16 protein-coding genes are annotated in these 13913 nt (G+C 39.8%); all 16 read left to right on the top strand.

Features of this window, described 5'->3' with window-relative positions:
- The first annotated feature begins 20 nt into the window (after nucleotides 1-20).
- The 16 genes from QRD39_RS01020 (at nucleotide 21) to QRD39_RS00945 (ending at nucleotide 13912) form a co-directional block, all read left to right on the top strand.
- Nucleotides 21-779, top strand: a complete 759-nt coding sequence (locus tag QRD39_RS01020) for an ABC transporter ATP-binding protein (protein WP_002887953.1) — start codon at nucleotides 21-23, stop codon at nucleotides 777-779.
- 1 nt (nucleotide 780) lies between these two features.
- A complete protein-coding gene (locus QRD39_RS01015) occupies nucleotides 781-2781 on the top strand; it encodes an ABC transporter permease (RefSeq protein ID WP_285955351.1) in 2001 nt (666 codons plus the stop codon).
- An 85-nt stretch (nucleotides 2782-2866) separates the two neighbouring features.
- On the top strand, nucleotides 2867-3361 hold the full coding sequence (locus QRD39_RS01010) for a YkgJ family cysteine cluster protein (RefSeq protein WP_014621752.1): 495 nt from the start codon (nucleotides 2867-2869) through the stop codon (nucleotides 3359-3361).
- 12 nt (nucleotides 3362-3373) lie between these two features.
- Nucleotides 3374-4039 carry a hypothetical protein gene (locus tag QRD39_RS01005; RefSeq protein WP_285955350.1) on the top strand — a complete coding sequence of 222 codons (666 nt, stop codon included), beginning with the start codon at nucleotides 3374-3376 and terminating at the stop codon, nucleotides 4037-4039.
- Nucleotides 4040-4174: 135 nt separating this feature from the next.
- Complete coding sequence (locus QRD39_RS01000; RefSeq protein ID WP_285955349.1) at nucleotides 4175-4852, top strand: hypothetical protein; 678 nt, start codon at nucleotides 4175-4177, stop codon at nucleotides 4850-4852.
- A 70-nt stretch (nucleotides 4853-4922) separates the two neighbouring features.
- Entirely contained in the window at nucleotides 4923-5804 is an 882-nt protein-coding gene (locus QRD39_RS00995) for an ABC transporter ATP-binding protein (RefSeq protein WP_285955348.1), read from the top strand.
- A complete protein-coding gene (locus QRD39_RS00990) occupies nucleotides 5801-6538 on the top strand; it encodes an ABC transporter permease (protein WP_285955347.1) in 738 nt (245 codons plus the stop codon). Before QRD39_RS00995 ends, QRD39_RS00990 begins: the two co-directional genes overlap by 4 nt.
- Nucleotides 6539-6548: 10 nt before the next feature.
- Nucleotides 6549-6998 carry a cytidine deaminase family protein gene (locus tag QRD39_RS00985; protein ID WP_285955346.1) on the top strand — a complete coding sequence of 150 codons (450 nt, stop codon included), beginning with the start codon at nucleotides 6549-6551 and terminating at the stop codon, nucleotides 6996-6998.
- A 142-nt stretch (nucleotides 6999-7140) separates the two neighbouring features.
- The gene (locus tag QRD39_RS00980; protein ID WP_285955345.1) at nucleotides 7141-8076 is read left to right on the top strand and encodes a bile acid:sodium symporter family protein; all 936 of its coding nucleotides are present in this window, start codon (nucleotides 7141-7143) and stop codon (nucleotides 8074-8076) included.
- 432 nt (nucleotides 8077-8508) lie between these two features.
- Nucleotides 8509-8718 carry a hypothetical protein gene (locus QRD39_RS00975; RefSeq protein WP_021143966.1) on the top strand — a complete coding sequence of 70 codons (210 nt, stop codon included), beginning with the start codon at nucleotides 8509-8511 and terminating at the stop codon, nucleotides 8716-8718.
- A 10-nt stretch (nucleotides 8719-8728) separates the two neighbouring features.
- Complete coding sequence (locus QRD39_RS00970; RefSeq protein ID WP_004182318.1) at nucleotides 8729-8908, top strand: hypothetical protein; 180 nt, start codon at nucleotides 8729-8731, stop codon at nucleotides 8906-8908.
- A complete protein-coding gene (locus QRD39_RS00965) occupies nucleotides 8901-9782 on the top strand; it encodes an ABC transporter ATP-binding protein (protein WP_048790070.1) in 882 nt (293 codons plus the stop codon). Before QRD39_RS00970 ends, QRD39_RS00965 begins: the two co-directional genes overlap by 8 nt.
- Entirely contained in the window at nucleotides 9779-10516 is a 738-nt protein-coding gene (locus QRD39_RS00960) for an ABC transporter permease (protein WP_285955344.1), read from the top strand. The genes QRD39_RS00965 and QRD39_RS00960 overlap by 4 nt, the downstream gene beginning before the upstream one ends.
- On the top strand, nucleotides 10509-11603 hold the full coding sequence (locus QRD39_RS00955; protein ID WP_285955343.1) for a sensor histidine kinase: 1095 nt from the start codon (nucleotides 10509-10511) through the stop codon (nucleotides 11601-11603). The genes QRD39_RS00960 and QRD39_RS00955 overlap by 8 nt, the downstream gene beginning before the upstream one ends.
- On the top strand, nucleotides 11600-12202 hold the full coding sequence (locus QRD39_RS00950) for a response regulator transcription factor (RefSeq protein WP_285955342.1): 603 nt from the start codon (nucleotides 11600-11602) through the stop codon (nucleotides 12200-12202). The genes QRD39_RS00955 and QRD39_RS00950 overlap by 4 nt, the downstream gene beginning before the upstream one ends.
- Before the next feature lie 171 nt (nucleotides 12203-12373).
- The gene (locus QRD39_RS00945) at nucleotides 12374-13912 is read left to right on the top strand and encodes a DUF262 domain-containing protein (protein WP_285955341.1); all 1539 of its coding nucleotides are present in this window, start codon (nucleotides 12374-12376) and stop codon (nucleotides 13910-13912) included.
- Nucleotide 13913: the final 1 nt, after the last annotated feature.

Here is a 13913-nt window from a genome sequence, read left to right as displayed (position 1 = left end):
ATTAAATAAAGGAGCTTATTATGACATTACTAGATGTTCAACATGTTAAAAAAATCTATAAAACACGATTCAAAGGAAATCAGGTTGAAGCCCTTAAAGATATCCATTTTACGGTTGAAAAGGGCGAATATGTTGCAATCATGGGTGAGTCCGGGTCAGGAAAATCAACCCTGCTCAACATCCTTGCCATGCTTGATAAACCAACAGCAGGGCGTGTCTATCTGAATGGTATGGACACAGCAACCATCAAAAACAAGGATGCTTCCAGTTTCCGTCGTGAAAAATTAGGGTTTGTTTTCCAAGATTTCAACCTCTTGGATACCCTATCCGTTAAAGATAATATCTTGCTACCTTTGGTTCTTTCTCGTCGCCCACTTAAGCAAATGATGACACAAGTTGATGCAATTAGTCGTCAACTGGGAATTCATTCCTTACTAGAGAAGTACCCTTATGAAATTTCAGGTGGGCAAAAACAAAGGGTTGCGGTTGCGCGTGCAATCATCACTCAACCAGAAATCCTCTTAGCAGATGAGCCAACAGGTGCTCTGGATTCCAAATCTTCAGCGGCACTCTTAGATGTCTTTGATGCCATCAATACCAGCGGTCAGACCATTCTCATGGTAACTCACTCGACGGCTGCCGCCAGTCGTGCGAAGCGTGTTTTGTTTATCAAGGATGGAATTCTTTATAATCAAATCTTCAAAGGAGATAAGTCTGAACATCAAATGTTCCAGGAAATTTCCGATACACTAACTGCAATGGCAAGTGAGGTGAACTAATATGTTTCGTCTAACCAATAGACTGGCTTTGTCCAATCTCATAAAAAATCGTAAGCTTTATTATCCTTTTGCTTTAGCAACTGTTCTGGCTATTGCCATTACCTATATCTTTACATCTTTAACGCTTAATCCTCATCTGGATGACTTGACTGGGGCAGATGCTATCAAGATGGTTTTGGGGATGGGACTTGGAATTGTCGCCCTATCCTCTGGAATTATTGTTCTTTATGCCAATAGCTTTGTTATGAAAAATCGTTCAAGGGAGCTTGGTCTCTATAGTGTGCTAGGCTTAGAGAAGCGTCACCTCTTTAGTATGATTCTAAAAGAAACAGTGATTATGAGTTTTGTGACTTTGCTTCTAGGTATAGGTGTGGGGGCACTTTTCGATAAACTCATTTATGCTTTTCTTCAAAGGCTTATCGGTGAAAGTACTGGTTTAGTTTCGACCTTTCAAGTAATGACAATTCCTATTGTTCTTGTCATCTTTGCTTGTATTTTTGGTTTGTTGGTTTTGGTAAATGGTTTCCGATTGCTACGGCTTAATCCTTTACAATTAACTAAAGATGGCCTTAAGGGTGAAAAAAAGGGACGTTTCCTAGTTATTCAAACCCTTTTGGGACTTAGTGCTATGGGGTATGGTTACTATCTTGCTCTCTCTGTTCAGAATCCAGTAACGGCTATTATGAGTTTTTTCCTAGCTGTTCTACTGGTCATTCTAGGGACTTACCTTCTCTTTAATGCCGGGACAACAGTTGTTCTGCAACTCTTGAAAAAGAAGAAGAGCTACTATTACAAGCCCAATAATATGATTTCCATTTCCAACCTTGTCTTTCGGATGAAAAAAAATGCAGTTGGGCTGGCGACCATTGCCATTCTCTCAAGTATGGTTTTGGTGACACTTGTAGGTGCTGCAAGTATTTATGCTGGAAAAAAAGACTATCTGGCTAGTTCTACTCCGCATGATTACTCAGTTACAGGGACAAATGTAGATTTAACAAGTACACGGAAAGCTATGGATGATTTCTTAGCACAGACGGGAAATCAGGTAGATAGAAAAGTGGAAGCAAGTTACCTCTACTTTGGTATCAAAGAACAAGAAAAAAACAAGCTAACCATCTTTTCTGAGAATGAAAGAAAAGTTCTACCAAAGTCAGTTTTTCTTGTCTTCTCACAAGCTACTTATAAACAATTAACAGGTAAAGACCTCAATCTGACTTCAAATCAAGTTGGCTTATTTACTAAAAATAAAACATTAAAAGATCAAAAGAGTGTCTCTATCAATGGTCAAAGCTACCAGATCCATGATAGCCTTAATGACTTTCTTAAAGGTAAAGTACCCAACCTCTTCACAATCATAGTTTCTGATTATAGCTACCTTGTTGTTCCTGATATGGATGATTTTCAAGAAAGTATCAAAGGAACAGCAACCACCCAAGCTACCTATGTTGGTGTTAATGTCAAAGATCCTTCACATGATGCCAAGAAAAATTCAGATTTGCTAGACAAAATCACGGATAAAGAAACACAACAGTTAGCTGGACAAACTACTGGCCTCCCTAAGTCTTACTTCACTGCAAATAGCCGATATGATGCAGAAGGCATGGTAAATGGCTTTGTTGGTGGAACCTTCTTTATCGGCATCTTCCTATCCATCATCTTCATGCTTGGCACAGTTCTCGTGATTTACTATAAACAGATTTCCGAGGGTTATGAGGATCGTGAGCGCTTTGTTATTCTTCAAAAGATTGGCTTGGACGACCTCCAAGTCAAGCAAACCATTGGAAAGCAAGTCCTTACTGTCTTCTTCCTCCCCTTGATTTTTGCCTTTATTCACTTGGCCTTTGCCTATCATATGATCAGTTTGATTGTGCGTATCATTGGAGTTCTTAATTCAAGTCTTATGTTAGTGGTTACTATCATTGTTTGTGGCGTATTCTTCCTAGCCTATATCTTGGTTTTTGCCCTAACGTCTCGTTCCTATCGTCGAATCGTAACGATGTAATTGACATAGAGTCTAGTTCAAAACTAGGCTCTATTTCTTTTATGCTATAATAGATGAAAGAATTATAAATCATCGGAGAAAACACATGTCACAGACTATTGATGTCAAACGTTACGAGGAATTGGCACGTCAAAAGCAAGGGGAGCACCGTAAGTTTCTCGCACAGCTCAAGAAGAAGGCCCCTAAAAATTTAGATAAGATTGTTCAGGAGGTGCATAATGAAGTCTTTCAAGAAATTGATTGTACCCAGTGTGCTAATTGCTGTAAGACACTTGGTCCTGACTTCACAGAGCAGGACATCACTCGCATTGCTAAGCATTTTCGCATGAAGTTACCTGCTTTCGAGGAGATGTACTTGCAGGTAGATGAGGATGGTGATAAGGTCTTCAAGTCCATGCCTTGTCCATTCTTAGGGCCTGATAATCTCTGTGATATCTATGATGTCCGCCCTAAGGCTTGCGCAGCTTTTCCGCACACGGATCGTAAGAAAATCTATCAGATCAATCATCTGACCATCAAAAATACGCTTTTTTGTCCAGCGGCCTACCTCTTTGTGGAAAAACTTAAGGACAGAATTTAGGGAGGACCTGTTATGAAACGCTTTAATTCAGGTGTTATTACCTTATTAATCATTGCGGCCTATTTTATTGCGACAGCTTTTATTCCAGATTTGTATTTGGCTTTTAATTATAAGTTGATTTTGGCCTTGTTTTTTGTGCTTTTGAGCTGGCAGTCTAAGGGTAAGTTCCTCTTTTTCTTGGGGCTGGCCTTCCTGTCGACCTATATCCATGATCTCTTTCGCTTGGACTATTCGGAATGGACCCTCTTTGTAGGGATTCTTATCTTGGGCATTGCGGTAGATCGTTTTAGCAAGCCAGGTTTTAAGAAAAAAATGTCTTATAAAGTGACTAAAGAACGTGAACGTGAGATTTTTGCCAAGAGTCTTTTTTCAGAATCTGTTCAGGTGGTGACTTCTCAAAACCTTGAGACTGTCTATGCCAATGCTGATTTTGGGCGTTTGACCCTTGATTTGCGTCAGGCTCAGTTTATGACGGACCGACCTCAGATTGTGGTTCAGGCAAATTTTTCTCAGGTTGTCATTCGAGTGCCTAAGGATTGGCAAGTGGATACCCACGGACTTCATACTAGCCTAGCAGGAGTGAAAGGTTACGATAGTCTAGGAGAGCGAGAGTTATCAAGCACTACAGTTTCTCTAACAGGATCTGTATCCTTTGGACAAGTAACTGTCAAACATTGAAAATGATGAAAGAGCGAAAGCTCTTTTTTCTTGCAAATCCTTTTAATATAACATTGAATACGTTTACAAATAGTGCTATACTGATAGTGAAAATGATTAGAAAATTGCAATCATTGGCTAGAGAGGAGCCTGCTTATGAGACGTTTTAATGTTTGGACCTGCTTCTTACTATTATTGGCGGCTTGTTTTATCGCTAGTGCCTTTATTCCAGATTTTTGGATTATGGTTAATTATAATCTTATTTTCTTCTCAGCGTTCTTTAGTTTTGGTATCTTGAATAAGCGACCTCTCATCGTTTTTCTTGGTCTAGCCTTCTTATCACCTTATGTTCATGACTTGTTAAACCTTGATTTTGCACAGTGGAATCTCTTTAGCGGTATCTTTTTAATAGGTTTGGCCTTAGAGTTTCTCCTTGGGAATAATCAAAAGAAAGGTCTCACTAAAGACTATAAGGTTAATAAAAACGACCAAGAAGGACCTCATATTTCTGTTAAGACCTATATGGGAGAGGATAGGTATCGGATCTATTCTCAAGAAGTCGAAACGGTGGATATAAATCTGACTTTTGGCGAACTTTGGCTGGATTTGAGTCAGGCTAGGTTTGCATCTGATCAGGTGCCTATACATCTTGTTGCTAAGTTTGGTGAGGTCCATATCCGACTTCCTAAAGGTTGTGTCATGGATACCACTGGAATCTCACATCCCCTATCATCTGTCAAGGTGAATCGTTTTGAATCTAATCTAGATCAGGTAGAAACAAGGCTTCATCTGAACGGAAGTCTCTTATGTACCGAGTTGACAGTAGAGTATTAGTATTAATCTGTTACGGCACTTTACTTGTCCACTAACATGAAACGATACCCAAAGAAAGGAAGTCAGACATATGAGTGAAACGGTTATTCAAGTCACATCCCTTGGAAAAAGAATCAAGGGGAAGACAATTTTAGAGGATATTAGTTTTGAGATTAACCAGGGAGATTGTGTCGCCTTGATTGGGCCAAATGGGGCGGGTAAAAGTACCTTGATGTCCTGTATTCTTGGTGATAAAAAACACAGTAGTGGTCAAGTCCTCATCGATGGTAAGGTAGGTAAGGCAAAAAATCAAATTGCGGTTCTCCTTCAGGAAAATACCATTCCAAATAGTTTGAAAGTTAGTGAGTTGATTGCCTTCTTCCAAACTATTTCTGACAATCCCTTGACTAATCAAGAGGTGCAAGATCTCCTACAATTTAAGGAAGACCAGTACCAACAGTTTGCGGACAAGCTCTCTGGTGGGCAGAGGCGTCTTTTGGCTTTTGTTCTTTGTTTGATTGATAAACCTAAAATTCTCTTTTTAGATGAACCGACAGCGGGTATGGATACCTCTACTCGCCAGCGTTTCTGGGAAATTGTCAATGACTTGAAAAAAGCTGGAACAACTATCCTCTATTCCTCTCACTATATCGAAGAGGTGGAACACACAGCTGACCGTATCTTAGTACTCCATCAAGGGAAACTTATCAGAGATACGACTCCCTATGCTATGCGACACGAAGAGAAAGAGAAGCAGGTCACTCTGCCAAGTAGCTTTGTTAGCATTGTTCACGGACTGCCAGACATCTATGAGATTACTGAAAAGAGGGATGTCATCAGCTTCATGACCAAAGATATTGAAAAGGTATGGCAAAGTCTTGAAGAAGCGGGCTGTGGAATTTCTGATATTGAAATTCAAAATAAAACACTCTTGGATAGCCTATTTGATTCAACAAGGGAGGACAAGGCATGAAAGCATTACTAAAAATTGAATGGATAAAAACGTGGCGAAGCTGGCCAGTCTTTATCATGGGAATCGGGATGCCTGTTGGCTTTTTCCTACTTTTCTCAAGTATTGTCTCAACACCTAATCCTGAGGCTCAAAAAGATTTTTTGCTGTCTTATATGTTGACCATGACTGGCTTTTCCATGTCTAGCTTTGGTTTATTTACCTTCCCTTATATGTTGCAAGAGGACCAAACGGAGCACTGGTTGACCTATATCGAGCATTCTAAAATCAGTATCTCAGCATATTATCTTTCTAAAATCTTTCGTGTTTTACTGAATTTTATGGTTGCTATCATTGTAACCTTTTGTGTGGGAGCTTTTGTTCGAGATGTTGAGTTGCCTTTGTCAGGTTGGCTAGGGTCAGGTGCTCTCTTACTCTTGTCAAGTCTGGTTTTTCTAGCTTTTGGTTTGCTTATCGCTCAGATTAAATCCCAACAGATTATGTCTGTGGTTGCAAATATCACCTACCTTGGTCTAGCTATTGTGGGTGGGTCTTGGATGCCTATTTCCATGTTCCCTAAGTGGGTTCAGAATATCTCTGAGTGGACACCTGTCTATCATGTCAATGAGTTGGTCGTTAATTTTGCAAAGGACGGGAAATTTTCATGGAAGTCACTTCTGTTTATTTTGGCTTATACTGTAGTAGCAACAGGGCTTGCACTCTTTATCAAGTCACAAAGAGAAAGTGATCGAGGTTAAAGGAGAAATAATGGATATTTGGCAGAAAATGTATGAAAAGGCTCAAGCCCTGCATCAGCCACAGGAAGTCTCAGACTTTGTCTATGCTAGACACGTTGTGGCTGCCGTTGAGGCTGAAGATGGGCAAATTTTCACGGGCTTTTGTATGGAAGGAACGTGTGGTGTTTTCCATCTATGTGCCGAAAGAGCTGCCCTTTTCAATATGTATCAAGAAACTGGTCAAACTAAGGTCAAGCGTATTATCGCCTTTCGTGACCAACCACCTCATGGTGGACCGTCTGGCATGCCTTGTGGAGCTTGTCGAGAATTTCTAATGGAACTCCATCCTGACAATCGTAACTTGGAGTTTATGGTTGACTACGACACACGTCAAACCATTACTTTGGGTGAATTATTGCCACTATGGTGGGGAGAAGAACGGGCTCAACAGTTTGAAGAAAAGTCGCAAGACAAGGCTTAACGTTTATATAAATCACAAAATCCTCACATCTTAAGTGTGAGGGTTTATTTTTTGAAATTAATTTCAGAAAATTCGAAATTTACCTTGTAATCCAAAATGAAAGTGCTATACTATTCTGTGAAAATAGAAAGAAGGTTTCATTATGGAGTCACTTGTATCTTTTAGTAAATGGCTCAGCAAATGGTTTACTGTAGCCGTTATCCTCTGGGCTGTCTTTAACTACGCCCTTCCAGCAACAAGTAGTTGGGTCATTCCCAATACGGCCTACTTGCTTGGTTTGATTCTCTTTGGTATGGGGCTTACTTTGACCACTGAGGATTTTAAACGTATTGCTAAGCGTCCAATTCCAGTTGTCCTTGGGACTGTTGCCCACTATGTCATCATGCCTGGTTTGGCTTGGTTACTTTGTATGATTTTCCATCTGAAAGGTGCGACAGCAGCAGGGGTTATCCTTGTTGGGTCTTGTCCAAGTGGGACTTCATCTAGTGTTATGGCCTTCCTTTCAGGTGGGGATGTTGCCTTGGATGTCTCTATTGAAACCCTCTCAACTCTCTTGGCACCACTCATGATTCCAACCCTCTTGTCATTCTTGGCTGGTCAGTACGTGAGTGTCCCTGCCCAAAGCCTCTTCCTTAGTACCTTGCGTATCGTGGTTGTCCCTATTATCTTGGGTGTGCTTGTTCACTCAATCTTTGGTAAGAAAATTGATGCCATCATCAAGATTATGCCTTTGATTTCACAAGCTGCCATCCTCTTGATTGTTGGAGCAGTGGTTTCTGCCAACCATGCCAATATTTTCACAGCAGCGACAGCCCTTGTCATTCCAGTCGTTATGCTCCATAACCTTTGTGGTTATGCCCTTGGTTTTGGATTTTCAAAAATCCTTGGTTTGGAAGAACCACAACAAAAAGCCATTACCTTCGAAGTGGGGATGCAAGACTCAAGTCTTGGAGCAACTCTTGCCATGAAATATTTCGTGCCACAAGCTGCGGTCCCATCAACTATCTTTAGTATTTGGCACAATATCTCAGGTTCCATCCTCTCATCATGGTGGAAGAACCATTCAAAAAATAATTAGTAAGATAAATGAAAAGCTGACCTTGGGTTGGCTTTTATTTTTTAATAAAGAATCTTTTTCGAGACTTTCCTTAGGTGATGACGGACGTCAGCGAACTTCAAAGAAGTTCCATGCCTAAGTTTCGAGTCTAAGGTCTCGAAACTTCCGAACCCCTGAAGTTTAAGTTCTTCAGGGGGGTATCACAGCGGAAAGTCTCAGTTATACTCACTTCGTTCTCAAAGAGAATCATCTGTCATTCTTTGCTGACTTTCTTAGTTCATGGCGCATTTGAAATAGTTTATCTATCTCTTGGAGCTGACCTTGGGTTGGCTTTTTTACGTCACATGACAAATGTCATGTCATGTCATGACATCTGGTGCTAAAAAGAGAATGACCAAAAAGATATACTTTAGTCATAACTTAGAAATAATAAAAAACGAAAGAGGTCATCTCATGAAAATCAAAACATCTTACCTTATCTACGCTGTTATCGGAACTGTCTTTGCTGGACTTAGCATGTTTACTGACATCTTTGAAAAAGGCAATTTTGAAGCTATCTTCTCAAATCTTGGCATGATTATTGGCTTGTCTATCTCAGCCTACATTCTCATCACGATGGCTAAAAGTTTTATCGACCTTGTCATAAATGATTTGAAAAACTAGGAGGCCCAGCATGAAACTATTGAAAATACTAAGCATCATGCTCCTAGCGGTAATTTGGACCATCCTCTTTGCCTATGTCCTACTTCATGGCAGCAGTGATATTCTCTACAGTGTCATGGGTGTGTCTGTTGCAGCTTGTTATGTCTTTTTAGCCTTCTACCAAAAGAAAGGAAATCACACACATGAGTGAAGCAATCCTTCAAGTCACAAATCTTGTCAAAAAAATCAAAGGAAAAACAATTTTAGACCATATTAGCTTTGAGGTGGGCCAAGGAGACTGTCTTGCCTTAATTGGGCCAAATGGTGCTGGTAAAACGACCTTAATGTCCTGCATTCTTGGTGACAAAAAAGCTAGTAGCGGTCAAGTCTTAATCAAGGGCAAAAAGGGTAAAGCACAAGATCAAATTGCTGTTCTCCTTCAAGAAAATACCATTCCCTCACAATTAAGAGTTAAGGAACTGATTGCTTTTTTCCAAGATATTTCTGAGAATGGCTTATCTAAAGAAGAGATACAGGCACTCTTACAATTCCAAGACGAACAGTATCAGCAGTTCGCGGACAAACTCTCAGGGGGACAAAAACGTCTTCTTGCCTTTGTCCTCTGTCTTATTGGCAAGCCTGACATTCTCTTTTTAGATGAACCGACAGCAGGGATGGACACTACGACACGCCAACGCTTTTGGGAAATCATAAATGATCTGAAAAAGTCAGGTGTGACCATTCTCTATTCGTCCCACTATATCGAAGAAGTCGAGCACACAGCTGACCGCATCTTGGTCCTTCATCAGGGGAAACTCATCAGGGATACTACGCCACATGCTATGCGTAGCGAGGAAAAGGAAAAACAAGTCACCTTAGCAAGTCGCTTTGCGCCAAGTCTTGATAAACTGGCAGCAATTTATGATGTGACTGAAAAACGTGATGTTGTCACCTTTATGACTAAAGATATTGAAAGTGTATGGAGTAGTTTACAAGCTCAAGGCTGTCGTATTTCTGATATTGAAATTCAAAACAAGACACTTTTAGATAGCCTATTTGATAGCACAAGGGAGGACAAGTCATGAAAGCACTACTTAAAATCGAATGGATAAAAACATGGCGCAGTTGGCCAGTCTTTATCATGTCCATCGGAATGCCCGTCGGATTCTTCCTCTTGTATTCAGGTATGGAAATGAGTCCTGACCCAGAGTCACAAAAAGCTTTTACCTTGTCCTATATGTTGACCATGACAGGATTCTCAATGTCAAGCTTTGGTTTCTTTACCTTTCCCTACATGCTTAGAGAGGACCAAACGGAGCATTGGTTAACCTATATCGAACATTCAAAAATCAGTATTCAGGCCTATTACCTCTCTAAAATCTTCCGTGTTCTTATGAATTTTATGGTAGCTATCCTAGTGACTTTCTGTGTGGGAGCTTTTGTGCGTGATGTTGAAATGCCGTTCTCACATTGGCTCGGTTCAGGTGCTCTCTTACTCTTATCAAGCCTTGTTTTCCTATCCTTTGGTTTGCTCCTAGCCCAAATTAAGTCTCAACAAATCATGGCAATTGTCGGAAATATCGTCTTTCTTGGACTTGCTATTATCGGTGGCTCTTGGATGCCAGTAACCATGTTTCCAAAATGGGTTCAGCACATTTCTGAGTGGACCCCCATCTATCATATCAATCAATTGGTAGTCAATTTTGCGAAAAAAGGGGAATTTTCATGGAAATCACTCATTTTTATCTTGGTCTATGCTACAATAGCTACAGGCTTAGCCCTTTTTATCAAATCTTACAGAGAAAGTGACCATGTTTAGAACTTACCAGAAAAATGATTTCGCTTATTTTGTTAGTCTGATTTTCCTAGTCTTCCCAGTATTGGGAGTCTTTAGTGGCTATTTTCCAGTTTGGACCTTAGTTTTGACAGGATTGTTTACCATCGCTTATCTCCTTATGGTGTATTTGAAACAAGCCTATAGCAAGTGGATTCCCTTTCTGTGGTTTTACACTTTAGCTTACATTATCTTTATGTCAGTGACCTTCCAGGGGGGCATGATGTGGTTTGTTTTTTTCAATGTCAATCTTCTCGTTTGGCGCTTTGAGGATAGCATATCATCTTATCGATTCTTCTCCTTTCTAGTGACCCTCTTGATTTTGACGTCATCATCCTTCCTATTGACAGACGATTTGAGTACCCACCTCATGTCTATGGCTATTACCTTATTTTCTTTGGGAATGTACTATTTTCAAAACCGTATACGTCAGGAGAGAAAGATGGAAGAGGCCCTTGCGGAGCAGAATCGGACCATTAATATCCTGTCAGCTGAAAATGAGCGCAATCGTATCGGTCGTGATTTGCACGATACCTTAGGACATACCTTTGCCATGATGAGTCTTAAAACCGAGTTGGCTCTGAAACAGATGGACAAGGAGCAGTATGAAGCTGCTAGAAAGAATCTGGAAGAATTGAACCAGATTAGCCGAGACTCCATGTACGAGGTGCGTGAGATTGTCAATCAGCTCAAGTACCGAACGGTAGCTGAGGAGTTGCTAGAACTTGAGCGGCTCTTTGACCTATCAGATATCGTCTTGACTGTGGATAGCAGTCTTGACTTAGACATCCTGTCACCAGTTACTCAGTCTACCTTATCTATGGTACTTCGTGAACTGGCCAATAATATCATTAAACATAGTCAGGCTGATAGCTGTCAGATTCGTCTAAGTCGTCATCATGGGATTATTTTAGAGTTTGAGGATGATGGTTGTGGCTTTGAGGAAGTCACAGGACAAGAGCTACACAGTATCAGAGAACGCATCAGTTTGGTAGATGGAGACTTGAAAATTCTGTCTCAATCGCATCCAACAATCATTCGTGTGCATTTGAAAGAGGGAGGAAAAGCATGAAATTATTAGTTGCCGAAGACCAGTCAATGTTGAGGGATGCCCTCTGCCAACTCCTCATGCTGGAGGACGATGTTGAAGAGGTCCATGCGGCCAGTGATGGCCAAGAAGCCATTGCCCTCTTGGAAAAAGAAGAGGTCGACGTAGCCATTTTAGACATTGAAATGCCAATCAAGACAGGACTTGATGTCCTGGAGTGGATCCGTGCCAATCAAAGTGAAACGAAGGTTGTTATTGTGACCACCTTCAAACGAAAAGGCTATTTCAAACGAGCCCTCGCAGCCCACGTGGATGCCTACGTGCTCAAAGAACGTTCCATCAGTGACCTCATGGCGACCATCCATACCGTCCTAGCAGGACAAAAGGAGTACTCGCCAGAGCTAGTTGAAGGTGTTGCCTTTGACAATAATCCACTCAGCCAACGCGAACAAGAAGTCTTGGCCATGGTGGCTCAAGGTTCAACCAACCAAGAAATCGCAGAAAGCCTCTTTCTCTCAAACGGAACCGTCCGAAATTACATGACAGCCATCCTAACCAAACTCGATGCAGGCAATCGTACAGAAGCCGTCCGCATTGCCAAAGAAAAAGACTGGTTGGGATGAGGAGAAATAGATAAGAATGAAGTCACCATATGGTGGCTTTTTTTATTATCCTGTCCTATTTAGAAAGTATTTTACATTTTTTCCAATATTTTGATTTATAATAGTGCTATAATTGTAGATAATAATTTTGTCAATTCTAATAACAACCTTTGGATGAAAAGGAGATATCAAATGGTAGTTTCTGAAAAACGAATTGAAGACTTAAAAGGGTTAAAATTTAATGTTCCTTCATATCAAAGGGGATATCGCTGGACTGAACATGAGGTTACAACTCTTTTAGAAGACCTCTATACACATAGTAAACAAAACAGAGATTATAAGTACTGTTTGCAGCCCTTGATTGTTAAGAAAGTTTCGGATAATACTTATGATGTCGTTGATGGTCAACAGAGGCTAACAACGATCTTTATTTTTTTGAAATTTATGTCTGCTGAATTTAGTAGTGGTCGTAGAAGAAGCAATCAATATGATTACTTTGAGTTGTTTTATGAAACAAGGGAACAGAGCGCTAAGTATTTAAAAGAATTAAACTTTGACACTTATCAACAAATCGAGGATTATGACATTGATGCGCATCATATCAGTAGGGCTTTTGCTGCTATTGATAAATGGGTGGAACGAGAAGATATTAATTCGGATAATGCTTTACACGATATTTATCAAGTCTTAACAGAGGCTGTTTTCTTTATTTGGTATGAAATTGATGAGACAGAAGACCCTATAAAACTATTTACCAAAGTTAACTTAGGTAAGATTCCTTTGACTAATGCTGAGCTCATTAAAGCTTTATTGTTAGATAAAACTAATTATGATTCTGAAAATGATAGTGAAAGGATACATAGGGGGATAGCTTGGGATAAAATTGAACATAGACTTCAAGAAGAATCATTTTGGAAGTTTCTGACAAATAGTGAGAAGTATGTCACTAGGATAGATCTTTTGTTTAACCTACGTGAACATGGTACTTTAGAAATACCTCAAAATGATATTTACGCAACTTTCTACTCAATCTACGCAAAATATCAAAAGACCGAAAATAAACCAACTTTTATAAGTGACTACTGGGATAAAGTCGACTTATTATTTGAAGAATTGAATAACTGGTACATGGACCTAAATAGATACCATTTAATCGGCTATCTATTATCGGATGACGCTAAGAGCATTGAAAAGGTTTTTGAAGCTACAAGAGGGAAGAAAAAGTCGGAAGCTTTTTCTAAATTAAAAGACCTTGCTTATAAAACTCTTCCGAGTGATATAGCTTCTATAGATGAACTTTCCTATGGTACTAAAAATAAAACTATCAAATCTACTCTTTTACTGTTTAATCTCGTTACTTTGATTAATAAGAGTGAAAAACAATATCGATTTCCTTTTGATATTTATAAGAAAGAGAAATGGGATATCGAGCATATTCATGCTACGGCCGATGAGACTGCTGAAGCTGATGATAGTCTAGCTAATTTAACTTTGCTAGACGCTAATACGAATCGATCTTATGGAAATAGTCCGTTTGATCAAAAACGAAGAATTATTATTGAGGTTGATGCAGAAGGGAAATTTGTACCTGTTTGTACGCGTAATGTGTTTTTGAAAGTCTATAGCAATGAGGTAGATGGACTTGATGACTGGACTGATAAGGATAAAGACAGTTATATCCAAGCGATAAAACAGGAATTCAACCAATTTTTTGGAGCTGATGAGGAGTAGT

The organism is Streptococcus raffinosi (assembly GCF_030284685.1).
GTDB lineage: Bacteria > Bacillota > Bacilli > Lactobacillales > Streptococcaceae > Streptococcus > Streptococcus raffinosi.
Note: the sequence above shows the minus strand (reverse complement) of the source record. Positions and strands in the feature narration are given on the sequence as shown.